Genomic DNA, 24,225 nt, shown 5'->3' on the forward strand with positions numbered 1-24,225 from the left:
GCGCGCTCCTTGGCGTTTCATGGCGTTTGTCCGGCCTTGTCCGCCGGAGTGATCTGCTGGCCTGATTCTGCTTCCAGGCGGGCCAGGTTGCGTTGCCCGTCGCTCAGCGCCTTCTGGTGGAGCAGTTCGTAGTTGTAAAGGGTCATCAGGTTGTCCAGCAGGCTCAGGAAGGGAACCCTGCCCACCTGGTAGCCGTTGATTGCCGATTCCAGGGCCTGGCTGGCCTGGGGAATGATGCCGTTCTTGTAAAGCAGAGCCTGCTCATGGTTGGTCCGCGCCTGGTTATAGGCATCCTGGATGTTGTAGAGGACCTGATTCTTGAAGTCGTTGTACTGGGCCAGGGCCATGCGGGTGCCCTCCTCCGCCTCGGAGGCGGCAGCCCCGCGTTTGGCCTGGAAGATGGGCAGGTTGATGCCGAACTCGATGCCGGCGAAGTCGGTTCCGGAATCTGCCCGGTTCGGTTCCCTGAAGGAATAGGTCAAGCCGACCTTGAAGTCCGGCTGGTAATCGAGGCGGGCCAGCCTCTCCTGGGCCTGGTAGCGATCGATCAGGGAGCGGTAGGCCGCATACATGGGCCGCAGCCGTTCGGCGTTGTCCTGGAGTTCCGGCAAAGGGATCTCGATGGCGATCGGTGCGGGGTCGGGGCCGTCGGCAACCGCCGTGTCCGGCGGGCGGTTCACCAGGCGGTTTACGGCAGCCAGGTTGCTGAGCCGCTGCTGGCGCAAGCTGTAGAGGCGGTCGAGCAGCTTGCCCCGTTCCACCTGGGCCTTGAGCACATCCTGCTGCTGGCCCTTGCCCACCTCGTAGCTGGCTTCGCTCAAGCGGATGAAATCATCCAGCAGCCGCATGTTCTTTTCCGTGATGGCAACGGCCCGGCCGGTATAGAGCAGGGAGTGGTAGGTCTCCCTGACCTGGCGGACAAGCTGCAGCCGTTGCTCGTCAAGCAGGGCTTTATACCATTTGGCCTGCTGCGCGGCGATCTCGGTTTTGGCCGCCAGCTTGCCCGGGAAGGGCAGATCCTGGGTAAGCTTGACCACCTTGCCGCTCATGGCGTATTCGTTGCCGCTAAAGGTATCCACCGGATAGTTGCTGAAGGCAAAGGAGAGGGCGGGGTCGTTCAGGGAGCCGGCCGGGATTATCTTGTTTTCATAGAGGCGCAGGCGGGCCTGCGCCGCCTTGAGGTCGGGGTTTTCCGCAAGCGCCGCTTCGATGAGGCCCGAAAGCGCATCGGGCGGGTTTCCCTGGGCAAGGGCCTGGCCGGCGAAGACGGCAAGAAGCAGAAGAGACGGAACAATGAAAAGGCGAAGCAGTGTATTCATCCCTGGTTTCCTCGGCAAGACGGGGTTGATGGGGATGAAAAAAAGCAAGGAGCGTGCCGCGCATATTTTTATTTGTAAAATAAGCAGGTTGGCTGTTTCCTGGCCCTGGAAAAGCCGTTGCGGTTGAAGAATAGTCTGTATCCGGGTGGAGAATATTCTCCAGCGGCGACGATCCGCGTCCGACGCTTGGCAGTGCGGCCTCCAGAGACGGATAGATTCCGTTGAATTTTTTCCCCCGGTTGTGTACAGACAGGCGAGAGGGTCTGGTGGTTGATGGCCCGCGATAAGGAATGGGAAACAGATGGCGGCAAAGAAATTCTATGCAATAGCCGTGGGACGCAGGCCAGGCATCTATGAGAAGTGGCCCGAGGCCCAGGCCCAGGTGTTTGGTTTTCAGGGGGCGAAATACAAAGGCTTTGCCAGCAGGGCCGAAGCCGAGGCCTGGCTGAAAAATCCCGTTTTCAGCCCCACCACCTCCGGGGGCCGGAAAACCGGCAACAGAGCCCCTTGTGCCGGAACGGCCTGTCCCGCCGGGGAGGGAGGCGTCGAGATCTACACCGACGGCGGCGCCCGTTTCAACCCCGGGCCCGGCGGTTACGGCATCGTGCAGCTGTACAACGGCGAGCGCGTCGAGCGTTGCGGCGGTTTTCGCCTGACCACCAACAACCGCATGGAGCTGATGGCCTGCATCGTGGCCCTGCGCGAGCTTGAGCATCGCGACAAGCCCGTGACCCTGTACTCCGACTCCAGCTATGTGGTGAACGGCATCAGCAAGGGCTGGGCAAGGAGCTGGCGGAAGCGGGGCTGGATCAAGGCGGACCGGCAGCCCGCCGTCAACCCGGATCTCTGGGGAGAGCTGCTTGCGTTGGTGGACGAGCTTGAGGTGACCTTCCGCTGGGTCAAGGGCCATAGCGGCCATCCCTTGAACGAGCGCTGCGACGAGCTGGCCGTGGCTTCTTCCCGGCGGGCGAACCTGCCCGAAGACCCGGGCTACAAGGGCTGATCGCCATGTCCGCGGAAGGGGAAAGGCTGCGCCGCCTCTGGGGCAACCAGCTTCTGGTCGAGTACCGGCAGCTCTGCTGGCTCTATCGCCTGCCCCTGGCGGCCCCGGTCTTTGAGATCAGCGAGGGGCAGAGGCAGGCCGGGGCCTGGGCCCCGGATTTCGACACCCTGAAGATCGCTTCCTGGCTGATCATTGACCATTCCTGGGACGTGGTGGTGGAGGTCTTGAAGCATGAGGTCTGCCACCAGTATGTGCACCAGGTCATGGGCCAGGGGGACGAGATGCCCCATGGCCCGGCCTTTCTCAAGGCCTGCGACCGGCTGGGCGTCCATCCGGAGTTCCGCTCCGCCACGGGATCTATCCCCCGCCTTTTGAAAATCAGGCCCGGCGGTGCCGCGAGCAGCGCGATCCTTGCCAGGGTGGAAAAGCTCTTTGCCCTGGCCCAAAGCGCCAACGAGCATGAAGCGGTCCTGGCCATGGAGAAGGCCAACGCCCTCCTCCGCAAGCACAACCTGGAACGGCTCGCCAGCAAGGCCCCTGCCGATTACGACTACCTGATCCTCGCCCTGGGCGGCAAGCGGTTGAGCGCCCACCACCGGGCCATCGCCGCCATCCTCAAGGACTTTTTCTATGTCAACGTGGTGATCGTCAGGCGCTTCGAGGCGCGGAGCGGGGAATCCCACCGGGTCATCGAGCTGACCGGGGCCAGGGAAAATCTGGCGGTCGCCGACTATGTCGCCACCTTTCTGGCAAACCGCCTCGCCTCTCTCTGGAGCCGGTACCGCCGACAGACCGGTGCGCCCGGCAGGGAGAGGAATTCCTACTGTCTCGGGGTGCTCAACGGTTTTCGGGCAAAGCTTGCCCGCCAGGCGGAGGCCGCCATGCGGCAAGACGGCGGTCAAGAGGCCGGCAGTCTGATCTGCGCCAATGACCCCGGCCTGATCCGCTATTACCGGGCCCGCTATCCGCGGCTCAGGAAGATCAGCCATGCCGGCCCCCAGGTCCATGCGGATTCCTATACCGCCGGCCAGGAGGAGGGGGGGCGGCTCATCCTGCACCGGGGCGTCGCCGCCGGGACAGACGGGACGGGCAAGCCCAGGCTGCTGGACCGGGGCTGAAAAAGGATGGCCGTTGCGGCGGCGGGAGAATTTTTCAGTGCACGCCAAAAAAAATCGGGAAGTGCGGGGAAAAACAAAATCACCCCTTCTCTGTCTGTTTATCTCGTTAAATCAACTGGTTTTGTTGTTATTCTTCAAGTCGGAAGAGCGACCTGCCGATAACAAAGATATTGATTGCAAGCGCGGCAGAAACGTAACTCGGCAGAGCGACAAGACAGTTCATTTTTTGTTTCCCTATCAGGCCCACGGTGTATTTTGTCAACATCTTGTTTTGATCCCCGTGGTCCCCTCTGCCGGCCTTTTCATGGGCAGGAGATGGTCATGACCAGTGTTGACGAAGGCAGAAAGACGGAACAGGAAAGGCGGGCCGCCATCTCGAAAAGCCTGGGAGCGCAGGGCTCCGAACGGAAAAAAAGACCGGTATATGGCGAAGTAGCATCCTCCCCCAGGGTGGCGCGCGAGGTTTTTGTCATTGACGACACCTTCCGGCGGGGCCACATGCCGCGTTCTCCCCACTGGTCGGTGCCGTGGTCCGATCTCATGATGACTATGTTCATTTTTTTCGTGGTCCTTTATGTCTACCAGCAGGCCCATAAGGAATTTCTCAGCCCGGAAGGGCTGGGGGGCGAGGGCGGAAGCCAGCTCGCCAGCAGGGTCATGGAGACAGCGGGCCGCGGCCTGGGGGAAGCCGCCGGCCCTGCCGAGGGGTTCATCGAAAAAATGTATGACCTCAGCAGGCAGACCCTGGCGGATGAGGCGCTGCAGGAATTCGCCTCGGTGGAATTGGTGCCTGACCGGACCGTGCGCATTATTCTGACGGGGGATCTGCTTTTTGACTCCGGCGAGGCGGCCCTCAGGATGGATGCCAGGCAGTCCCTGGCCAAGATTGCGCAGGTGCTGCGGCAAAGTCAATATGCCATTGACGTGGTCGGCCATACCGACGACGTTCCCGTCACGTCCGAACGGTTTCCCTCCAACTGGGATCTGTCGGCAAGCCGCGCCAGCGCCGTGGCCCGTTATCTGATCGACGAGATGAAGATTCCCGCCGATCAGTTTCAGGTCACCGGGTACTCCTTCCATCGGCCCCGGCGTCCCAATACCACTCCGGCCGGCAGAGCCGCGAACCGGCGGGTGGAAATCATCATTTCCCGGGAAAATCCCGTGGCCATGCCGGCCGTATAATCAACCCTTCCCAGAGAGGCATTCACAGCAGCCATGAGCAAAAAAAATATCTTCGGTCTGAGCACCTGTGTGTTTATTTTTCTGGTCGGATTCGCCCTGCAGGGCCACATCGCCATGTACTTCAACCTTGCCGGGTTCCTGATCGTCATCGGCGGCACTGTCGGCGCGACCCTGCTCTGCTACCGGGTCGAACAGATGAGAATCGTTTATGACGTTTTAACCGCTTCCTACCGCTCCCGGCTCAAGGCGCCCGAGAAAATCGTCGAAGTGCTGGTGGATCTTTCGGTGAAATCACGGTTCAAGGGGATTCTGTCCCTGGAGGAAGATGAGGGCGAGACCTCGATTCTGTTTTTGCGTCGGGCCCTGGGTTTTTTGGTGGACGGGTTGCCCGCGGATTACATCCGGGAAAGCCTGAGCACGGAAATGTATTTTTTCAAGATGCGGCGGGAGGACTCCGAGCGGGTTTTGCGGAATATGGCGGCTTTCGCTCCTTCCTTCGGGCTGGCGGGCAGCGTGGTCGGCCTGATCGGCATGCTGGCCGGCGTGGCCGACACGGATTCCATCATGAAAACAGTGCCCATCGCCCTGACCTCCACCCTGTACGGCGTGGTCTTGGGCACCTTTTTCTTCAGTCCCTTTGCCACCCTCATCGAAGAGAGGACCAACCAGGAACTCCTGCTCCAGAAAATCATCATGGAAGGGGTCATTGCCATTGAGTCCGAGATGGATCCGCGCCTGTTGGAGCATAAGCTCAAATCGTTCATCACTCCCTCCTTGCGGCAGATCAAGCTGGTCTCTTTGGAGAGGATTCAGGAACGATTCAATATCAGGGGGCAAAAGATTTCTCCCAAGCCGTCCCTTCGGAAAAAGCCCCTGGAAGGCCTGGCCTTCCCGCCGAGAACCGAGCCGTTGCAGGGATAACGCGTCGTGCCTTCGCGGATGGTGTCAGGGGCCTGCCGCCGCGATGTCGCCCGTTCCGCGCAGGCGACGTACTCCTGCCGCCCGCACCCGCGCCGGGAAGACGAACATTCGGTGGAATTTTTTTTGTCCCGGGCCTAAACTAAGAAAACGATCGGTTGGACCGCGGGCCAGGGATTGCGGCAATTTTCCAGACAAATGCACGAGGAGGGGAATGATGCTGAAGGAATTCAAAGAGTTCGCCATGAAAGGCAATGTTGTCGACATGGCTGTCGGTATTATCATCGGCGGCGCCTTCGGCACCATTGTGAAAAGCCTTGTTGCCGATGTGCTGATGCCGCCCATAGGCTTGCTGCTGGGCGGCGTGGATTTCTCCGATCTCTTCGTAACCCTGAAGGACGGCACCGCGCCGGGGCCCTATGCAACCCTGGCGGACGCGCAGACGGCGGGCGCGGTCACGATCAATCTGGGCCTTTTCTTCAATGCCGTGATCAGTTTTCTCATCGTGGCCTTTGCCGTATTCATGCTCATCAAGGGGATAAACAAGCTGAAACGTGAAAAGGAGGCGCCCCCGGCGGAGCCCACCACGAAAGAGTGCCCCTATTGCTTCTCCACCATCGCCATCAAGGCCAGCCGCTGCCCGAACTGCACCTCTGCGCTTGGCTGAGCCAAAGGAGCGTCGCCGCCGGACGTTCCCTGCCGCGAACTCACCCCGTTTCCTCTTCCTGTCCGAGGATTTTCGCCAGGGCCCAGCTCATCTCCTCCACCTTGTAGGGCTTGGGCACAACCCCGCAGAATCCGTAGTCCCGGTGGTTTGCCATGATGGGATCGTTGGCGTAGCCGCTGGAGACCACGGCTTTGATCTCCGGATCGATCCGGCGCAGGATTTCCATGGCCTCCCTGCCGCCCATGCCGCCGGGGATGGTGAGATCCATGATCACGGCGGCAAAGGGCCTCTCTTCCTGCATTGCCTCCCGGTAGCGGCGGATCGCCTCGTCGCCGTCCGCCACTGTTACGACTTCGAAGCCGAAGTAGCCGAGCATCTCGGCGGCCGCTTCCCGGATCATCGCCTCGTCGTCCATGATCAAGAGGCGGCCCTTGCGGGCGGCGGGGCCTTCTCGCCGGGATTCAGGGGAAAGGTGGATCTTTTCCGCGGCCTGCAGGTAGATGGTGAAGATGGTGCCTTTACCCACTTCCGAGTCCACGGTGATCTGGCCGTCATGCTTCCTGATGATGGAGTAGGCGATGGCCAGGCCGAGGCCGCTGCCGGTCTGCTTGCTGGTGAAGTAGGGATCGAAAATCCTGCTCAGGTGCTCCTGGGGAATGCCGTGGCCATTGTCGACCACCGCGATCTGCACGTATCTGCCATGGGGCATGGCCAGCAGGTTTTGCCGGGCGATGGGGATGTTGCGGGCCCAGATGTTGACGGCGCCGCCCTCCGGCATGGCCTGGGCCGCATTGAGCACCAGATTCTGAATCACCTGGCTGAGCTGGCCGGCATCCACCTCGATGGGCCAGAGGCCGTCGGGTAGATCGTATTCGCATTTGACGTTGGAGCCCGTCAGGGCGAAGGAGGCGGAATCCCTGATCAGCTCCGGGATGGTGGTGGTTTTTCTGATGGGGGCGCCGCCCTTGGCAAAGGTGAGCAGCTGCTGGGTGAGGTTCTTCGCCTGCAGGGAGGCCTTTTCCGTTTCCACCAGACGCTGGTACGCCTTGTCCTGCGGGTTGACATAGAGTTTGGCCAGGGAGATATTGCCCAGGATGCCGGTGAGCAGGTTGTTGAAGTCGTGGGCGATACCGCCGGCGAAAACCCCGACCGATTCGAGCTTTTGGGTCTTGAGCAGCTCCTCCTCCATTTTTTTCTTTTCCGTGACATCCCGGAAGATGCACTGGGTGGCGCCCGGCCTGCCTTCCTGGAACTTGCAGATGGCATTGCCCTCGATGATGATCCTGCGGCCGTCCTTGGCCTGGAAAACCGTATTGATGTAATTGACCTTTTCCTCGGCAAGGACTTTTTGGAATGTCTGCTGGCATTGTTCCCGATGGGCCGGGGTGATCAGGTCAAAGATGGAGAGTCCGGAGATTTCTTCCTCGGCATAGCCGAACGTCTCCCGCCAGGCGCGATTCACATAGAGCAGTCTCCCGTCCGGCCGGATCATCTGGATGAGGTCGGTGGCGTTTTCAAAGAGGTCGCGGAAGCGTTTTTCGCTTTCGCGCAGGGCCTGCTCATTGCGGGACCGTTCGCTGATGTCCCTGAAGATGCCGGTCAGGGCCATGGCCTTGCCGTCCTGAAAAGAGGTGTTGCAGCAGCCCTCGACCCGGATTTTTTTCCCGTCCTTTGCCACGAAAACGGTTTCGTTGCGGCAGGACTTTTCGCCCTGGATGAGGTCGGCGAAGACGTCGCGACACTTGTCGCGGCAGGACTCTTCGACGATGTCCATCAGCCGCAGGTTCCTGATCTCATCCTGGTCGTAGCCCAGGGCTTCGCGCCAGGCCCGGTTCACGAAGAGAAAGCGGCCGTCCGGTGTGACGCTGTGGATCAGGTCGTTGGCGTTGTCCACCAAAGCGCAATAGCGGCTCACCTCTTTCCGCAGGCTGTCGATGCAGCCCTGCTGCACGGCATTTTCCTGCTCAAGCTCGACGATTCTGCGGGCCAGTTCGGCAGGGCTTGGTTCCGGTGCCATGAAGATTTACTCCATATGAAAGGAAATTCCGGCCAGCGTGATGCGCCGTTTTTAGGACAGGAGAATTCTCCGTTGATTACAAGAGAAAGGCCAGGGCGGGGTGGCCGCCGCTAATCAAAGATCTCCACGTCGCCCTGCCCGCATTCGGAACAGCGGAGCATGGGCTCCATTTTCTCAAAGGCCGCGCGCCAGCCTTCTTCGGCAATGGTTTCCTCGTAAAGCCTTTCGCACTCGCCGCAAAGCCAGCGGTCTCCCTTGGGCGTGACCCAGAGTTTCATCGTCTCTCTCCTTTTTTGAAAATCGATCTCCCACGGCAGGCGGCAACCGCGCCAGGGAGGAAAATTTTTTGCAGAATAATGGAATTTGTCGTTACCGGCAAGGATGGGCGGGAGAAATAAATTGTTTTTTTGGGATGCGGAAAGAAGCCCTGCCCGGTAAAAAGAGGTATGCGGCAACCGATTCCGGCAGCAGCCGATACGCAAACCATGAAAAAAAAGGAGCGAACGCCATGGCGAAAGGGCAAGACAGCAAGAAGGAAGCCAAGAAGGAACCGGCCAAATCCATGAAGGAAAAAAAGGCGGCCAAAAAGGCGAAGAAGGAAGAAAAGAAGAGCCGGCAGTAAGCCCGCGCCCCCCGGGTGGCGCCTTGCCGGAGCAGGTGTTGCCTCTGGGCCGTTTGCGTTGCCCTTGTTGTGAGCCGGGAACGGAATGACCTGAGAGTGTTGCCATGAATTACGAAAAGTTGCCTTGGCCGGCGGGCACGCGTCCTCTGATGCTCGCCCCGATGCAGGGCCTGACCAATCGGGCCCTGCGCGGCCTTTTTATCGAGTACTCCCGGCCGGACGTGGTGTTCACCGAATTTGTCCGGGTCAAGGCCAGCGCGAAAAAGAACATTTCCGCCAGCGACCGCCTGGAAGTGACGGGCAAAGAAGGCGGAGTGCCGCTGGTGGTGCAGCTGATCGGCAGTGATCTTGCGGCGCTCCGGACCGCGGCGGCCACGGTGCGGGAGCTGGGGGCAAGGCATCTGAACATCAATCTGGGCTGTCCCTTCGGCCGCATGAACAACAACGCCGCAGGCGGCGGCCTTTTGCGCCGACCCGAGGGACTTGCCGAGATTCTCGCCGGCCTGCGGCAATGCATCGGCGGCAGCTTCTCCGTCAAGGTGCGGGCCGGGTTCGACGATCCGGAACAGCTTTTCGCCCTGCTCGACACCTTTGCCGCGCACGGGGTGGATTTTCTCATCGTCCATGCCCGCACCGTGAAGCAGCGATACAGCGGCGCGGCCGACCACCGTATCACCGCGGAGGTGGTCCGGCGCACCGCGCTGCCGGTCATCGCCAACGGCGACATCTTCACCGCGGCCCAGGGGCGGCGGGTTCTGGCGGAAACCGGAGCGGCCGGCCTCATGCTCGGCCGCGGCGCCATTGGCGATCCCTTCCTTTTTGCCCGCCTGCGCGGTGATTACCCGGAGATTTCCTCTTTTGGGGAAAAACGGGCCGAGGTGCAGCGCTACCTGCGGGAACTGCTCGCCCGCTATCGGGATATCTTCTGCGGCGACCATCAGATCCTTTGCAAGATGAAGGAGGTGCTCTGTCATCTGAACGATCCGGATCTTTCCGGGCCGGTGCGACAGCTCAAGCGCAGTAGAAATCTGGCCCAGCTGGTCGAGCTCCTTTCCCTTTTTGCCGAAGAGCACGCTCCCGGTTGACGGGCCGGACAAGGGCGTGTCTGCTTCTGGTTACGGCTTGTACTGGCCCACGTAGGAGAGCTGCAACCTGCTGAACTGGCCCGACTCGTTGCCGCTGTAGTAGGCGTAACTGTTGCCGCCCGGATTGTAGTAGTCCACCCGGACAACATCCCCCGCCTTCAGCGGCCAGACGATCTCAAAACCGTTGTTGACCCAGACGTTTCCGCTGTATTCAACCCCATAGTATTTTGTCACGCCGTTCACCACCAGGGCCGCGTTGGCGTATGAGCTGACATTGCTGATGGTCCAGGCGGTGATTTTGTAAAATCCCGGGGTGAGGACGGTGATGGAGCCGTTGCTCCCCACGGAGAGATAATCCTTGGCGGTGTTGAATTCCTCAGTGTCGGTGCAATAGGTGTTCCAGCCCACGGCCCGGCCGAGCTCCGAGCAGTAGCCGGACCAGAAGATGGGGCAGGTCGGCGTCGCGTTTTGCTGGGCAGACTGACAATCGTAAGCGTCCCAGGAGCCGTCGCCGTTGATGTCTTCTTCCGGGTCGGCCTGATAGTTGCCGTTCAGATCCCAACAGGAGATGCCAGGGGCGCCATTGAGGCCGCGTGGACCTTCAGGGCCCTGCGGTCCCACTGATCCCACCTGTCCCTGCGGCCCAACCGGCCCCATCGGCCCAACCGGCCCCATCGGCCCAACCGGCCCCATCGGCCCCTGCGGTCCCACCGACCCTTGCGGTCCAGGGGTGAGTTCAATGGTGTCAATCTGCATCTGCAAGGCGGCATCACCGTTTTCGCGGGCCTTGATCTCGGCGTTGAGCGCCGTCTCCACCGCGGGCAGACCGCCCTGGAGGGAAGCATGCTGGAGCCGGCTCTCCCGCTCCCGGTGGGTTTCCTGGCTTTGGGGCCTGCCGGCGGCCAGCGCGGAATTGGCGGCCGGCAGCGCGGACAGGGCAAGGGAGAAGAGGATGATCTCTTTGACGGTGGGCTTTCTCATGGTTTTTCCTCCGAGGGGCTTTATTGTGACAGCGTTTCTTGCTGTTTGTTCTCCGATCCGCAAGGGAGTGCTTAAGTAATTTGCAGGAGTCATGCCAGCCTTTTGTCCGGGCCTGCGGGTTGCCTCAGTCCACGTCGGCAGAGGGTTTTTCGCCCGTTTTCCCGCCCGCGGAGAAAAAAAAGCCACGCGGAAACGGCACGGGCATGACCTTGATTGGCTGTTTTTGACAAAAAATGTCAGAAGGAGCCGGCCCGACAGGCCCGGTTTTCAGCTCCGTTGAAAGGGGGGGTATGGAAAACAGGGAGGAAATACCAGAGGATGGGCAGGGCGCCGCTGTTTTCGGCCGGCCTTGGCAGCGGTTTGCCGGCGGCGGAGGGGAGTGGGCGGGAAATGGTATCCCCGGAACAGCAGGGGGGGGCGTGGCAAAGAAGCCCGGCCCTGGTCGGAGCGGATGGTTCGCCTTCCGGGAACCCACCCCTTCCCGGGGCGATCAGGCCGGGCCCGGGCTCATTGCCCGTAGCAAGCGTCCCGGAGCGTTTCCCCGAGTTTTTGCAGGGCTTCCACGGTGGCGGCGTCGTCCTCCAGGGTGTTGATTCCGACACCCTCCACGGTGGCGTCCGGTCCATGGATCATCTTCAGGCCGGAAACCTGGCACTGGATCCCGGCCGCGCATTTGACGCAGGGCACGTTGCCCAGCACCGAGACGCCGCCCACATAGCGCATGCCCTCCTCCAGCATGTAATACTGGATGGCGGCAAGCCCGTTTTCGCAGGCCGGCGGCATTCCCTCCTTGCCGGCGGGGATGGCGCAGGTGACGATGGCCGCGCCCGGTTTTCCGGTCATGAGCCCGTGGCGGTGGCGCAGGGGGTAGAGGCGTTCGATAAATGCCTTGCTGCGGCTGTCCAGGCTGGAGTAGGGCGTGTAGCCGGCAATGATCAGGGCGTCGGCCTTGTAGGCCTTTTCCGCCAGCTTGACGCCGTCGTCCCGGATGATGCAGCGGTTGGTGTTGACGCAGCCCAGGCAGGCATTGCAGGGAGCCACCGTGTAGTCGCTCAGTTTGATAAACTCCTGTTTTTTCGCGCCGGTTGCCGCCATGGCGATCTCCAGGGCGCGGTCGGTGTTGCTGTTCGGGATAGGGGAGCCGGAAACGCCGAGAACCTTCATGTGAGCCTCCATCAGGAAATCCGCGCCGTTTCGGTCGGCGTTCGGAATAAGGGGGAAATTCCCCTTGCCAGGATACCGGGGGATCGGTCGGGACGCAATGGCGGGTCCGCAAAAAAAAACAGGCAGACACGGGGCTGGGACGATACACCCAAACATTTCCGTTGCACGGAAGAACATGGTGCTCCTGCCGGGAAGGCTTTTTCAACACCCAGCCGGGTAAAATTACGCGGGAAGGAAAAAAGGGTAACAGGGTTGGGTAATAATACGATAGAATGTGCATTGCCATGACCCATGAAGGGCGGGAACGGATTTTCCCCCATTTGCGCGGAGGAGGTTCAGTGCGGGGCACTCTTTTTTTTAAGGCGATTCTTTTTTCCCTCTGCGTTCTGTTTCTGGCCCTCGCGGGCGGTTGCCGGGACAAGCCGGAGGAGGCCCCCGGCGACAGGGTTGTTGTGAAACAAACCATCCGCATAGGGCTTATGCCGGAGATCGATATTTTTTCGCAGAAAAAGCGGTATGAGCCCCTGGCCAGGTATCTGGAGGAGCGGCTGGGGGTGGTGGTCGAGCTGAGGATGCTTTCCCGTTACGGAAATATCATCGATAATTTTGTCTCCGAAGAGCTGGACGGCGCCTTTTTCGGCAGCTTCACCGGCGCCATGGCCCTGCGGAAACTCGGGGTGATCCCTCTGGCGCGGCCGGAAGGCAAGGACGGCGTTTCCACCTACCACGGCATGGTGTTTGTCCGCAAGGACGCGGGGATCCGCTCGATGGCCGACATGAAGGGGAAACGCTTCGCCTTTGTGGACAAGGCCACCACCGCGGGCTGGCTGCTGCCGCTGCATTATTTCCGCCAGCTCGGCATCGACGATTACGCGCACTGGTTTTCCGAGACCTATTTCACCGGCACCCATGAGGATGCCATCTACGATGTGCTCAACGGCAGCGCTGATCTCGGCGCGGCCAAGAACACCGTTTTCGAGCGGTTGGCCAGGCAGGACAGCCGCATTGGCTCCGAGCTGGAAATTCTTGCCACCTCGGAGCCCGTGCCGGAAAACGGCCTGGCGGTCCGGCCAGGGCTTGACGAAAAGCTCGTCGCCGGTTTGAAGGCGGCCCTGCTGGGCATGGATCAGGACCCGACCGGCAGGGAGGTGTTGGCGAATTTCGGCGCGGCCCGGTTCATCGAGACCACGGCGGGGGATTATGGGGTGGTCGTTGATTTTGCCGCGCGGATTGGCCTGGATCTGGCCGAGTATCGCTATGTCAACGACTGAAAAGGATCGGAAGTGGAGGGGCGGGATCAATATAGTTTGATATGAAACTGAAAGTATTCATCGGGCTCATTGTCCTCTCGCTCTGTTTCATCTTCGGGGGGCTCTATATTACCGAGGCAATGAATCGGGTCATCGCCAACCTGCAGGATATCATCATCCTCCAGCAGGTGGAGTTTCAGCGGAAAACGCTGCTGAGTCAGATCAAGGAGGTGCAGACCGACCTCCTGCTCAAGGACTCGCCCCATGCCGCAAGCCTCGACACCTTTGTCCGGCACGGGGAGGCGGTGGCCGCGACCCTGGACGGCTGCTTCCGCTGCCATCATCCGGCCCCGCTTGCCGGGAGGATCGGCGCGCTGAAGGGGATCGTCGAGGGGTATCAGAAGAAACTCAGCAGGGTCTATACCCTGCGGGCCAACGCCGACCGGCTTGGCGAGGCGAGAAAAAGCGCCTTCGCGGCGGGGGAGCACCTGCAGTACGAGCTCAACAAGCTGTTCCTGGGCGCGGACGAGAAGATCGCCGAGCGCACCGGGCTTGCCCGGCAGACCATTTCCGCGAGCAGGGAACTCCTCATCGTTTTCGTCACCATCGGCCCGGTGATCATTCTCCTCGTTTCCGTCTACTTTTTCGGCCGTTTCACCCGCGCGGTGACAATTCTCTCGGAAGCCATCAGGAAAGTTCAGGACGGCAACCTCGATTACCGGATCAAGGAAAAGCTCGACGACGAGTTCCACCACCTGGCCGAGGCCTTCAACAGGATGGGCATCTCCCTCAAGGAGCAATGCCGGCGGGTTGAGTCCATGCAGCAGCGCTATCGCGTGCTTTTTGAAAGCGCCGGCGACGCCATTTTCATCCTGGAGGCCGAAGGCGCTGCCGCCGGCAGGATCATCTCCGCCAACAAGGCGGCCGCCGACATGCATGGGTATTCGGTGGATGAGCTTCTCTCCATGCACATCGGGGAGCTCGACGATGCCGAATCCGCGGCCGAGATCCCCGGCCGGGTTGCGCGTATTCTGCAGGGGGAGTGGCTCAAGGCCGTGGTCAATCACCGGCGGAAGGACGGCACGGTCTTTCCCATCGAGATCAGCGCCGGCCTGCTGGAATACGACGGCCATAAATACGTCCTCGCCTTTGACCGGGATATAACCGAGCGGATCAAGGCCGAGGAGGCCCTGCAGCGGGCAAGGCAGCTGGCCATGGTCGGCGAGATGGCGGCCGGGCTTGCCCATGAGATAAAAAATCCCCTGGCCGGCATCAAGGTCTCCATCGAGATCCTTGCTTCGGAGCTTACCCTGGCCCAGGAGGACAAGGAGGTGTTTCTCCGGGTCGTCCAGGAGGTGAACCGGATAGAAACCCTGCTCAAGAATCTCCTCAGCTATGCAAGGCCTCCCAAGCCGCATATCGACGCCGTTCAGCTCAACGTCCTCCTGATGAATTCCGTGAAGAACGCGGAGATGGCCCTGAAAAGCCCCAACTATTTTTCCGACCGCAAAAAGGAGATCCGCTTTGTCACCGAGCTGGCGCAGGACATTCCGACGGTTTCCGCCGATTCCTCCCAGTTGCAGCAGATATTTCTGAACCTTTTCCTGAACGGCATCGAGGCGATTCCGGAAGCGGGCGTCATCACGGTGCGTTCCGCCTGGGATCAGGCCGGAGAGGTGCGGATCACCATCGCCGATACGGGCAGGGGCTTCGACGAGGAGGGGATACTCAAGGCGTTTCAGCCTTTTTATACGACCAAGAGCAAGGGCAGCGGCCTGGGGCTTGCGATCTGCAAGCGGCTTGTCGAACAGCACCATGGCCGCATCGATCTGATCAGCAAAAAAGGGGAGGGTGCCGCCTTTGTCATCACCCTTCCCGTTCAACACCATCATGAGGGCGACGGGCAATGAAGACCGGTGGCAGAATTTTTCTTGTGGACGACGATGAACTCATCGTGACAATGATTGCACGGTCCCTGAAAAAAGAAGGGTATGAAACCCAGGTGCACACAAGCGCCATGGATATTTTCAACAAGATCGTCGCCTGGCAGCCGGACCTGATCCTCCTTGACATCCATCTCGATGAAAACCGCAACGGCCTGGACATCCTGGCGGAGATCAAGCACGAGAAGCTGCATGTGCCGGTGGTCATGCTCACCAGCGACGATTCCGCCGAGTCCGCCATCAAGGCCATGAAGCTTGGGGCGGCGGATTATCTGACCAAACCCTTTAACATCGAAGAGGTTCTCATCGTTGTCGCCAACATGCTGGAAACCTCCAGGTTGAAGGATGAGGTCGATTACCTGCGCAAGAGCGGGCAGGTCTGCGTCGAGAGCCAGATTGTCGGGGAATCGCCCACCATGAAGGATATTCTGCAGAAGGTGGAGATGTTCGCCAAGGCGAGAACCGGGGCCTTGCTCATCACCGGTGAATCCGGGACCGGCAAGGAGGTGCTGGCCAGGTATTTCCACGCCCTGAGCTATCAGGAGCCGGGCGGCGCCGATTATGCCCCCTTTGTCGCCATCAACTGTACGGCCCTGCCGGAAAACCTCATTGAGAACGAGCTGTTCGGCCACACCCGGGGCGCCTTTACCGATGCGAAAACAGACAAGAAGGGCATGTTCGAGCTGGCCGATGGCGGCACCCTGCTTCTCGATGAGTTCGGGGACATGCGGCTTGATCTGCAGAGCAAATTCCTGCGGGTTCTGGAAACGAGAAAGGTGCGGCGCCTGGGCGGCAAGGTCGATCTCTCCTTCGAGGCCGCCATAATCGCCGCCACAAACAGGGATCTGAAAAAGGCCGTGGCAGAGGGCGAGTTTCGCGAGGATCTCTTTTACCGGCTCAACACCTTTGCCGTGCATCTCCCGCCCCTGCGGGACCGGGTGGAGGATGTGCCCCTGCTGGCCAGGTATTTTCTCAAGACCTTTTCCCAGAAGTATATGAAGAAAAATCTCCGCGGTTTTACGCCGGAGGCGGAAAAGGCCCTCACCGTCTACAGCTGGCCGGGCAACATCCGCGAGCTGCGCAATGTGATCGAGCGCTGCGTTGTCCTTGAAACCGGGGATGCCATCTCCACGACCCATCTGCCCATGGAACTGACCGGCAGGCCGGTGGTTGAGCGCCGCAAGACCTTCCAGCTCATTCTGCCCGAGGGGGGAATCTCTCTCGACGATGTGGAAAAGGATCTGGTCAAGCAGGCTCTGGAGCGGACGAACTACAACAAGACCAAGGCCGCCAAGCTGCTGAACATCACCTATGACACGCTCAGGTATCAGGTCAAGAAATACGACCTTGAGAAGTAGGCTTAAAAAAAACGAAAAAATGGGGGGGACTGGAGCCGATCCTGTCCCCCCCATTTTTTGAGCAATCAGGCGAAACGCACCCCGGCCCGACAGGTGCAGTCCTCAAGCATGGTGCTCCAGACCACGACCCCTGTTTTCTCCATCATTCCCGCCTTCATGGAGAGCACCTGGGAGACCCGCAGGGGATATCTGGTCACCAGGCCCATCCCTCCCTCTGAAATGTCAACGGATTTCCCGCCGGTATGCCAGCGCTGGGTTTCGCCATCGCCGAGAATGGTCATGGCGATATCCATCTGCTGCGCGTGCGGGCGGCGGGTGTATTTCCGGTTCCGTTTCACAAAGGCATTGTCGGCAAAACGCACCCCGGTGTGAAAATCCTCATTGGAGAGCGCCTGGCGGATGATGTCCTTGACCTCACCCAGGTCGAAAGGCTTGGTGAGAAAATGGCAGGCCCCGTTTTCCGCGGCCTGCTTGATGTTGGCGCTCAACTCCTCATCGCCCATATAGCTTGCCGTCATGATGATCACCTTGGTTTTCGGGCAGATCTGCTTGATGATCTTCATCAGTTCGAGGCCATTGTAATCCGGAAGGTGGATGTCGAGCAGGCAGAGGTCGTAAGGGCAGACAGCGAGCTCCTCCTCGGCTCCCGCTGCCGAGGCCGCCGTGCACACCTCGACGGATTCCTGGCGCAGGGCCTTCTGCAGGCCGTAGAGGATCAGTTGGTCATCATCGATGATCAGGATTTTTTTGTTCACGCATTCACCTTGGGGATGGGGTCGGAAACGCTCATAACTCTGCGGGGTGAATAGCAATTCATGTGCCAGCCGCAGCCGGGGTGCCACAAGGTGAGGCGGTCTCCATCATATATATGGGGGAGTCCCCCTGCCGTGGCGGAAGAACCGGCGGCTGTTTTTTTTCTTTCCGCGCCGCATTGCTTTTTGAAGATCGTTCCCGTCCTTCCTCATCATTCCCTGTTGGCCATGTAATTGGGAATATGCCCAGAAATATCCTGGGAAAATCCCCAAAATCAAGCCCTGCCGCGGGATTGGGCCCGTTCTGGCAAAATACCCAACCATACCTGGGCAAATCCCCAAGTTTTCTCTCCCGGCCGGCCGAAGTGGGATATGGTTTTGAGGGTTTTTCTTTGATATCTCTCTGATATTTCAACTCTTTTTTTATCGTCAAGTCCGTTGGCACACCGATTGCTTTAGGTGTAGGCATGGAAAAGACCAATGGGAAAAAATACAGCGCCGCCATCCTGCTGAGCATGCTTTCCTTGCTCGGGCTGGTGAGCCCGGCGCTGGGCGAGGGGCAGTTCAAGGCGAGCTACCTCTATAGCCTGTCGGACTTCACCGGCCTGGTTCCCTACAGCGGGGCCACCCTCTCCATCGACGAGGAGCGGAACGAAACCTTCGTGGTCTACCAGAACGAGGTGGTGATCTTCAACGATGCGGGCATGGAGGTGTACCGTTTCGGCGACAGCATGGAGCTCGGGCATGTGCTCGATGCCGATGCCGGCCCTGGCGACGATATTCTCCTCCTCACCCATAAGGACGGCAGATCGGTGGTGTTGCGCTGCGATTACCGGGGCGTACCGCAGGAAGAGATCCGGCTGGCCGGTCTTTCCGAAAAGTATGGGGAGTTTGCCCCGAACCGCATCGTCTATGGAAACGGCCGCATCTATCTGGCCAGCCAGACCCAGATGCAGATCGTTATCTGCGCCGGGGACGGCGGTTTTCTCAAGGGCTTCGATCTGTTCGAGGTCTTCAGGCTGGAAGAGAACAAGCGGGGCGAGATGGAGTTCGCCGGTTTCAGCGTGGACAAGAAGGGCAACATGCTCTTCACCGTGCCCGTTCTTTTCAAGGCCAACATCCTTGCCATGGACGGCACCGTGCAGTCGTTCGGCAAGGCGGGCGGCGCGCCGGGCAAGTTCAACATCCTGGCCGGCATGGTGACGGACAGCCATGGCAACTATCTGGTGGCCGACAAACTCAAATCCGCCATCATCGTTTTTGACAAGGATTTTAACTTCATAACCGAATTCGGCTATCGGGGCCCCAGGCCCGCAAACATGGTCGTGCCAAGCGACCTGGCCATTGACAACAAAGACAGAATCTACGTTTCGCAGGGGCGCGGAAGGGGAGTCAGCGTTTTCCGACTGGAGCATGGCGATTCTTCCGTGGGCGGTGAAGCGTTGGGAAAGCTGTCGCAGAATAAAGGAGGAATGCGCACCAGCTGATTGCAGTACCGAGGGAAGTGACGAGAGGAAGACGAAGACAAGACGCAAGAGTGAAAAAGCAGCGGCCGGGAAACCGGCAACCATCCTCCGAAAAAGGTAAACCCATCGTAAGGTGGGGACACAAAGTCGACGGGTCCTGGGAAGAACAGGACGGCCGGACTACCGGAGCCAAAAAAAATTTTGGAGGGTGATTACAATGAAGAAATCTTACAAGTTGAATTTGGTCGTGGCAGGCGCAAGCCTTTTGACCATCGGTCTGGCCGGGAGCGCCCTGGCTTTCCACAGCGGCGGTGTCGCGGAGTGCGGCGGCTGTCACAGCATGCATTCTCCCGCGCCGGCCGGCAGCTTCCTGCTGAACGGCAGCGATCAGAGCTCCACCTGTCTGAACTGTCATGAGCATGCGGGCGACACCGGTCCGTCCAACTACCACATCAGCACCGCTGATGCCGACATGCCGGTGGGCGTCGCTCCTCTGCAGAGAACCCCGGGCGGCGACTTCGGCTGGGTGAAAAAGGACTACACCTGGGTAGTGCGTGGAACCACCAACAACGAGTCCGGCGACGTCCACGGCCATAACATCGTCGCCATCGACAAGGGATACGAGGCTGACGGAACCAATACCGTGGCTCCGGGCGGCACCTTCCCGGCGGGCGACCTGCAGTGCAACAGCTGTCATGATCCCCATGGCAAGTACCGGACCCTGTCCGACGGCACCGTGGCCACCACCGGCGCGCCCATCATCGGTTCCGGTTCCTACAGCAACAGTAAGGTTCCCACTGCCGGACAAGCTGTCGGCGCATACCGTATCCTGGCCGGCGCCGGCTACACCAGCAGCGCTTCCGTGGGCGTAACCTATACCGGCGTACCCGTGGCCATTGCTCCTTCCACCTACAACCGGACTGAGTCAGCCACCCAGACCCGCGTTGCCTATGGCGTGAAGGCTTCCGGCGGCGCCCAGCAGTGGGGCCAGTGGTGTTCCACCTGTCATCCCAACATGCATAATGCCGGCAACTACGTGCATCCGGTTGATCAGCCCCTGGGTTCCACCATTGCCGGCCTTTACGGTCAGTATGTCAAATCCGGCGACATGACCGGCGATGCCGCCACCTCCTATCTGACCCTGGCTCCCTTTGCCCAGAACACCGGCGACGTCGCGGTTCTGAAGGGTGTTGCCAAGATCGACGACACGGCCCTTGCCGGTCCGACCTCCAGCGATCAGGTCATGTGTCTCTCCTGTCACCGCGCCCATGCTTCCGGCTTCAAGAGCATGCTGCGCTGGAACAACGAGACGGACTTCATCGTGTATGACGGGGCCTATCCCGATGCCACCAATACCGGTGCGAATTACGCCCAGGGCCGTACCGCGGCCGAGTGGCAGGCTGCCTACTATGACCGGCCGGCCACCGAGTTCGCCACCCATCAGAGGGGCCTGTGCAACAAGTGTCATGCCAAAGACTAATCAGCTGAACAAACCGGGGACCCTTTACCCGGCATAGCAGACCAGAGAGGGCCGGCATCAGGCCGGCCCTCTTTCTTGCCTTTTCCCTGATTATTTTCTTGAGCATGTCCCCTCTTTAGTATGTAATTGTTAATGTTGCCCTTGGCGCCGTTGGTGGTTGGGCGACAATACCCAAGCGTCCTTGGAGAATGACTCTGTCGGATGATCCGGTCCATCAAACCTATTGCGGGTGCGGTGTGGTGATGCTGCGAAATGCCGTTTTCCAGGTCATGCTCGCCTGTCTGGCCGCGCTCCTGCTCCCGGGCTGCCAGCCCACCCTGCTCCCCTCCCGTCCTCTTCCGGACGAGCAAGGGGAGTTGCATCTTTATGTGCAGCCTTTCCCACAGGAAGCCCAGAGGCTCCGTTTTCGTCTGGAGGCGGTTTCCGCCGTCAGGGCGGACGGCAATCTCATTCCCCTGCCCATGGCCTTTTCGGAGTTCACGGCAGGCCAGGTCGAACGGCAGCGATTTTTCGCCGCGAGTCCGCTCCCGCCCGGTGAGTATCTGGGGCTTTCCCTCCAGGTCGCCGCCGCGTTTTTGCAGGGAGAAGAGGGCGAGGTTGCCCTGGCGGTATCCGAGGTGCCGCAACGGGTCGAATTCCCTTTCCGGATCAGCAAAGGCAAGGCGCGCCTCCTTCTGCTGAAGTTTGATTACAGCCGGGCCGTCGGCGTCGGCGGGGTCGGTTTTTTTCCTGGCTTTTCCATCTTTTTGCCCGAGCGGCTGGTGCCCAAGGTCCTGGGATATGTGGCCAACGAAAAATCCAATACCATCACGGTCTTCGATAAAAATCTCCTCCAGGTGGTGGGCGTGATCGCCACCGGCATGGGGCCGAAAGACCTTGCCCTGGACCGGAGCCGCCGCCGGCTCTATGCGCCGCTCTCCGGCGAGGATTCCCTGGCCCTCATCGACGTGAGCGGCCAGGAGGTCATTGACCGGGCCCGCCTGAACATTGGCGACGAGCCCTGCGGGTCGGCACTTTCTCCGGATGGGAATCTTCTGGTCACCACCAACTTCGGCTCCGACACCGTCACCCTTGCCGAGGCCGGTTCCCTGCTGGAACGGGACCGGATTGCCGTGGGGGACGGTCCCTGCGGCGTGCTGGTGGACCGGACCGGTCGGCGCGGGTATGTGTTCAACCTGTGGTCCGGCACGGTTTCGGTGCTTGATCTTGCCAATCGGCAGGTGGCCGCCACCATCCCGGTGGGGCCGGAGCCCATTGCCGGCGCCTTCAGCCGCACCGGAGACAGGCTCTTTGTCATTCACGCCAAGGCCCCGCATCTGGAGGTGATCGATACCGTCTCCCTCGCCGTCCGGGAAAGGGCCTTTGTCGGCAGCGGTATGGGCGGGGTGGTTCTGGACCCGCGCACGGACCTGCTCTACATTGCCAAGAAAAACGAAGGACGGGTCGAGATCTATGATCCCCTGGCCCTTTTTCCCCTGGATTCCATCCGGGTGGGGGAGGAGGTTGCCGATCTGGCCATCGACGAGGAGGAAGGCCATCTCTTCGTCGTTCTCCCCGGGTCCGGACGGATCGCGGTGTTCGACCTGCTCGGCAGGAAGATGGTTGCTCTCATTGAAGTTGGCAAGGGGCCGGGCAATGTAACCCTGATGGGCGATAGGTAGCGATTTGCGTGCGGGAGCGGCCCCAATCGGAAAAATCCTTCTCCCCGGCGCGTTGGCGCTTTGCCTCTGTTTTTGCGCGGCGATTATTCCTGCCGGCCCGGCAAGGGCCGACAGCATGCGGGGGCTTTTTGAATTTGACTACAACAGCGTGGACACGGAAACCATGGACAAGGCCTCCGGCCTGACAACGCAGACAGACTCCTCCACCTGGGGGCAGAAGTACAATCTGGGCCTGGAAAAGAGCCTGTTCCCCAATCTGCGCCTTTCCGCCGGCGGCATCTTCGAGAAGTCCGACATGGATACCACCATCGACGGAGTGGACCTGGAATCGCAGCGGACCAACACCCGCCCCTACGCCGACCTGACCCTGGACAACCGGCTCTACCGGGCCGGACTCGGCTACAGCAAGCGGGAGGCGGAACAGCAGGCCACCGGGAGCCTGGAGCGCACCGATGTGAACGAACTCACCAGCGCCATCTTCGGCTGGAAACCCGACGGGCTGCCCAGCCTGGACCTGCGCATCGACAAGAACGACCTCTATGATAAAAGCCGGCAGTACGAGGACTCCACCACCACCACCTCCTCCCTGACCAGCCGCTACCGAACCGAGAAATTCGACATCCAGTACTACCCCGTGCTGCAGGACTACACCAACCGGATCGAAAATTACGAACTGCAGAACGCCACCCACAACGGCCGCGTTGCCTATTCGGACACCTTCTTCAACAAGCGCACCAATTTCGGCGCCACCTACAACATCACCGACCGGCACCAGAAAACCATTGCCCATGGCGTCGGCGAGCTTGCCGAGCAGATCACCCAGATCAATCAGGGTCTTTTCCTGGAGAGCGACAGCCCCAGCACCGCGGCCCTTGCTTCCCTTCCCCAACTGATTGACGGGCAGTTCAACGCAATAGCCAGTGCCAATCTCGGCACCTCGGCCGGCGTGGTCCGGAAGAATCTGGGCCTTGATCTCGGCGTCGATACGGAGGTGAACAGCCTGCGGGTTTTTGTCGACAAGGAGCTTCCCACTTCCCTCAGTGATTTTTTTACCTGGGAGATTTACACCAGCGACGACAACAGCGCCTGGCAGTTCGAGCGCACGGTCACCCTGGCCTCCTTCAATGCCTTTCAGAACTATTTCGAGATCGATTTTCCCGCTCTGATGGCCAGGTATATCAAGGTGGTGGTTCGGCCCCTGCGGGTGACCAGCGTGCCGCCCGATTCGGCGGATCCCCAGTATGCCAGCATCAACGTCACCGAGCTGCAGGCCTTTGTCCGCACACCGTTGCCGGACGGGGAGTCCAAAACTTCCTCCACCTTCCACATGCTCAACATGGATGCCCGAACCAGGCTGATGGAGCAGTTCGACCTGTTCCACGACGTTTCCCTGTTCCTGACCAAGGCCGATCCCGGCGCCGGGGAAAGAACCACGGTGAGCAACATCCTTTCCGCCAACCGGCGCTTTACCCCCATCCTGAGCGGCAATGCCAGGGTCCTGCGGGAGGATATCAACGAACTGCATGCCTCGGGGTTTGCCCACGGTTACAGCGCCGCCCTGCGGGCCGACCCTTTCAAGACCCTCAACAATACCCTGGTGGCCAGCGGCCGGCAGGAAGAGGTCGGCGATGACGACACCACGAAAAACTCCCTGTTTCTCCAGAATCGGGCCGAGCTCTACCGGGGGATCGACGTCTTTCTCGACGGCGGCCTGAGCTGGCAGAGCCAGGGCACGGGCGAAGATCAGGAGAGCCGCATCGTCAACTTCGGCTCCAACATGGTCCCCCATCGGACCATGACCATTACCGGCAGCTATTCGCAGACCAGCACCGACTATTCGGGAGGTATTGCGCCGGATGTGACGCGCAGGGATTCCCGAATGGACGTGGGGGTCGCCTGGCGGCCCTTCCAGACCGTGTATCTGGTCGCTTCCTATGGCTTTGTCGAGCAGGAGAGACGAAACGACACCCTGAAGAACTATTCCTTGGGCTGGTCGCCCTTTCCGTACGGCACCCTGCAGCTGCAATTCGACTACAGCGAAGAGCTGCGCTCCGAGGACGAGTCCAAGGTAACCACCCTCAGGCCCGGCATCCGCTGGGAAATCGCGCCGAAGATCAACCTGATGGTTTCCTATTTCAGGACCGAAAGCGATTCGGTTTTTCAGACCGTCGACATGGAGGCCCTGAGTGCGAATCTCAAGATCATGTACTGAAGGGGATTGCCCGGCAATGGCCGCGCC

General features: G+C 60.3%; 19 protein-coding genes and 1 riboswitch. Of the genes, 13 read left to right on the forward strand and 6 right to left on the reverse strand.

The genetic code is table 11. The features are described from left to right. Positions 1-17: 17 nt before the first annotated feature. Positions 18-1,319, reverse strand: coding sequence for a TolC family protein (locus tag ACUUL3_RS16605; RefSeq protein ID WP_448553269.1), 1,302 nt, complete (start codon positions 1,317-1,319; stop codon positions 18-20). Between the two features lie 301 nt (positions 1,320-1,620). Between ACUUL3_RS16605 and rnhA the strand changes: the two genes are divergently transcribed. The 5 genes from rnhA (at position 1,621) to mscL (ending at position 6,207) form a co-directional block, all read left to right on the forward strand. Beyond that, the gene (gene rnhA, locus ACUUL3_RS16610) at positions 1,621-2,322 is read left to right on the forward strand and encodes a ribonuclease HI (protein ID WP_448553271.1); all 702 of its coding nucleotides are present in this window, start codon (positions 1,621-1,623) and stop codon (positions 2,320-2,322) included. A 5-nt stretch (positions 2,323-2,327) separates the two neighbouring features. After that, positions 2,328-3,440: a SprT-like domain-containing protein gene (locus ACUUL3_RS16615; protein ID WP_448553273.1), complete on the forward strand. Its 1,113-nt coding sequence runs from the start codon at positions 2,328-2,330 to the stop codon at positions 3,438-3,440. 321 nt (positions 3,441-3,761) lie between these two features. Further along, positions 3,762-4,622, forward strand: coding sequence for an OmpA/MotB family protein (locus ACUUL3_RS16620; protein ID WP_448553275.1), 861 nt, complete (start codon positions 3,762-3,764; stop codon positions 4,620-4,622). 33 nt (positions 4,623-4,655) lie between these two features. Beyond that, positions 4,656-5,543, forward strand: coding sequence for a motility protein A (locus ACUUL3_RS16625; RefSeq protein WP_448553277.1), 888 nt, complete (start codon positions 4,656-4,658; stop codon positions 5,541-5,543). Positions 5,544-5,757: 214 nt separating this feature from the next. After that, positions 5,758-6,207: a large conductance mechanosensitive channel protein MscL gene (gene mscL, locus ACUUL3_RS16630; RefSeq protein ID WP_448556513.1), complete on the forward strand. Its 450-nt coding sequence runs from the start codon at positions 5,758-5,760 to the stop codon at positions 6,205-6,207. Positions 6,208-6,247: 40 nt separating this feature from the next. On the opposite strand, the gene ACUUL3_RS16635 is transcribed toward mscL, so the two are convergent. Both ACUUL3_RS16635 and ACUUL3_RS16640 read right to left on the reverse strand, forming a co-directional pair. Further along, a complete protein-coding gene (locus tag ACUUL3_RS16635; protein ID WP_448553279.1) occupies positions 6,248-8,224 on the reverse strand; it encodes a hybrid sensor histidine kinase/response regulator in 1,977 nt (658 codons plus the stop codon). 110 nt (positions 8,225-8,334) lie between these two features. Further along, positions 8,335-8,502, reverse strand: a complete 168-nt coding sequence (locus ACUUL3_RS16640) for a hypothetical protein (protein ID WP_448553281.1) — start codon at positions 8,500-8,502, stop codon at positions 8,335-8,337. 493 nt (positions 8,503-8,995) lie between these two features. On the opposite strand from ACUUL3_RS16640, the gene ACUUL3_RS16645 reads away from it, so the two are divergent. Then, a complete protein-coding gene (locus tag ACUUL3_RS16645; protein ID WP_448553283.1) occupies positions 8,996-9,931 on the forward strand; it encodes a tRNA dihydrouridine synthase in 936 nt (311 codons plus the stop codon). 30 nt (positions 9,932-9,961) lie between these two features. Here ACUUL3_RS16645 and ACUUL3_RS16650 read toward each other — a convergent pair whose 3' ends face one another. Further along, entirely contained in the window at positions 9,962-10,912 is a 951-nt protein-coding gene (locus ACUUL3_RS16650; RefSeq protein WP_448553285.1) for a hypothetical protein, read from the reverse strand. 507 nt (positions 10,913-11,419) lie between these two features. After that, positions 11,420-12,076 (reverse strand): flavodoxin family protein, encoded by a 657-nt coding sequence (locus ACUUL3_RS16655; RefSeq protein ID WP_448553287.1) that lies wholly within the window; start codon positions 12,074-12,076, stop codon positions 11,420-11,422. A gap of 338 nt (positions 12,077-12,414) precedes the next feature. Here ACUUL3_RS16655 and ACUUL3_RS16660 point away from each other — a divergent pair, with 338 nt between their 5' ends. Genes ACUUL3_RS16660 through ACUUL3_RS16670 form a run of 3 tightly spaced genes read left to right on the forward strand, consistent with a single transcriptional unit; the run spans position 12,415 to position 16,627 of the window. Further along, a complete protein-coding gene (locus ACUUL3_RS16660; RefSeq protein WP_448553289.1) occupies positions 12,415-13,347 on the forward strand; it encodes a phosphate/phosphite/phosphonate ABC transporter substrate-binding protein in 933 nt (310 codons plus the stop codon). Positions 13,348-13,388: 41 nt separating this feature from the next. Then, on the forward strand, positions 13,389-15,236 hold the full coding sequence (locus ACUUL3_RS16665; RefSeq protein ID WP_448553291.1) for an ATP-binding protein: 1,848 nt from the start codon (positions 13,389-13,391) through the stop codon (positions 15,234-15,236). After that, complete coding sequence (locus tag ACUUL3_RS16670) at positions 15,233-16,627, forward strand: sigma-54-dependent transcriptional regulator (protein WP_448553293.1); 1,395 nt, start codon at positions 15,233-15,235, stop codon at positions 16,625-16,627. Before ACUUL3_RS16665 ends, ACUUL3_RS16670 begins: the two co-directional genes overlap by 4 nt. 65 nt (positions 16,628-16,692) lie before the next feature. Here the strand turns inward: ACUUL3_RS16670 and ACUUL3_RS16675 are convergent, their stop codons facing one another. Further along, complete coding sequence (locus ACUUL3_RS16675) at positions 16,693-17,382, reverse strand: response regulator (RefSeq protein WP_448553295.1); 690 nt, start codon at positions 17,380-17,382, stop codon at positions 16,693-16,695. A gap of 464 nt (positions 17,383-17,846) precedes the next feature. Between ACUUL3_RS16675 and ACUUL3_RS16680 the strand changes: the two genes are divergently transcribed. The 4 genes from ACUUL3_RS16680 to ACUUL3_RS16695 all read left to right on the forward strand — a co-directional run bounded on the left by ACUUL3_RS16680 (position 17,847) and on the right by ACUUL3_RS16695 (position 24,198). Further along, a complete protein-coding gene (locus tag ACUUL3_RS16680; RefSeq protein WP_448553297.1) occupies positions 17,847-18,866 on the forward strand; it encodes a hypothetical protein in 1,020 nt (339 codons plus the stop codon). Between the two features lie 85 nt (positions 18,867-18,951). Next, positions 18,952-19,033, forward strand: a riboswitch (cyclic di-GMP riboswitch). 29 nt (positions 19,034-19,062) lie between these two features. After that, a complete protein-coding gene (locus ACUUL3_RS16685) occupies positions 19,063-20,325 on the forward strand; it encodes a cytochrome C (protein WP_448553299.1) in 1,263 nt (420 codons plus the stop codon). A gap of 242 nt (positions 20,326-20,567) precedes the next feature. After that, the gene (locus tag ACUUL3_RS16690) at positions 20,568-21,986 is read left to right on the forward strand and encodes a YVTN family beta-propeller repeat protein (RefSeq protein WP_448553301.1); all 1,419 of its coding nucleotides are present in this window, start codon (positions 20,568-20,570) and stop codon (positions 21,984-21,986) included. Positions 21,987-22,101: 115 nt separating this feature from the next. Beyond that, a complete protein-coding gene (locus ACUUL3_RS16695; protein WP_448553303.1) occupies positions 22,102-24,198 on the forward strand; it encodes a hypothetical protein in 2,097 nt (698 codons plus the stop codon). Positions 24,199-24,225 lie beyond the last annotated feature (27 nt).

It is taken from the genome of Thiovibrio sp. JS02 (genome assembly GCF_053485635.1).

Coding starts and splice junctions, on each gene's coding strand:
- ACUUL3_RS16635 (WP_448553279.1), bottom strand. CDS start 8,224: ATGGCACCGGAACCAAGCCCTGCCGAACTGGCCCGCAGAATCGTCGAG.
- ACUUL3_RS16695 (WP_448553303.1), top strand. CDS start 22,102: ATGCGGGGGCTTTTTGAATTTGACTACAACAGCGTGGACACGGAAACC.
- ACUUL3_RS16625 (WP_448553277.1), top strand. CDS start 4,656: ATGAGCAAAAAAAATATCTTCGGTCTGAGCACCTGTGTGTTTATTTTT.
- ACUUL3_RS16670 (WP_448553293.1), top strand. CDS start 15,233: ATGAAGACCGGTGGCAGAATTTTTCTTGTGGACGACGATGAACTCATC.
- ACUUL3_RS16685 (WP_448553299.1), top strand. CDS start 19,063: ATGAAGAAATCTTACAAGTTGAATTTGGTCGTGGCAGGCGCAAGCCTT.
- ACUUL3_RS16690 (WP_448553301.1), top strand. CDS start 20,568: ATGCTGCGAAATGCCGTTTTCCAGGTCATGCTCGCCTGTCTGGCCGCG.
- ACUUL3_RS16645 (WP_448553283.1), top strand. CDS start 8,996: ATGCTCGCCCCGATGCAGGGCCTGACCAATCGGGCCCTGCGCGGCCTT.
- ACUUL3_RS16615 (WP_448553273.1), top strand. CDS start 2,328: ATGTCCGCGGAAGGGGAAAGGCTGCGCCGCCTCTGGGGCAACCAGCTT.
- ACUUL3_RS16680 (WP_448553297.1), top strand. CDS start 17,847: ATGGAAAAGACCAATGGGAAAAAATACAGCGCCGCCATCCTGCTGAGC.
- mscL (WP_448556513.1), top strand. CDS start 5,758: ATGCTGAAGGAATTCAAAGAGTTCGCCATGAAAGGCAATGTTGTCGAC.
- ACUUL3_RS16605 (WP_448553269.1), bottom strand. CDS start 1,319: ATGAATACACTGCTTCGCCTTTTCATTGTTCCGTCTCTTCTGCTTCTT.
- ACUUL3_RS16655 (WP_448553287.1), bottom strand. CDS start 12,076: ATGAAGGTTCTCGGCGTTTCCGGCTCCCCTATCCCGAACAGCAACACC.
- ACUUL3_RS16665 (WP_448553291.1), top strand. CDS start 13,389: ATGAAACTGAAAGTATTCATCGGGCTCATTGTCCTCTCGCTCTGTTTC.
- ACUUL3_RS16640 (WP_448553281.1), bottom strand. CDS start 8,502: ATGAAACTCTGGGTCACGCCCAAGGGAGACCGCTGGCTTTGCGGCGAG.
- ACUUL3_RS16650 (WP_448553285.1), bottom strand. CDS start 10,912: ATGAGAAAGCCCACCGTCAAAGAGATCATCCTCTTCTCCCTTGCCCTG.
- ACUUL3_RS16620 (WP_448553275.1), top strand. CDS start 3,762: ATGACCAGTGTTGACGAAGGCAGAAAGACGGAACAGGAAAGGCGGGCC.
- rnhA (WP_448553271.1), top strand. CDS start 1,621: ATGGCGGCAAAGAAATTCTATGCAATAGCCGTGGGACGCAGGCCAGGC.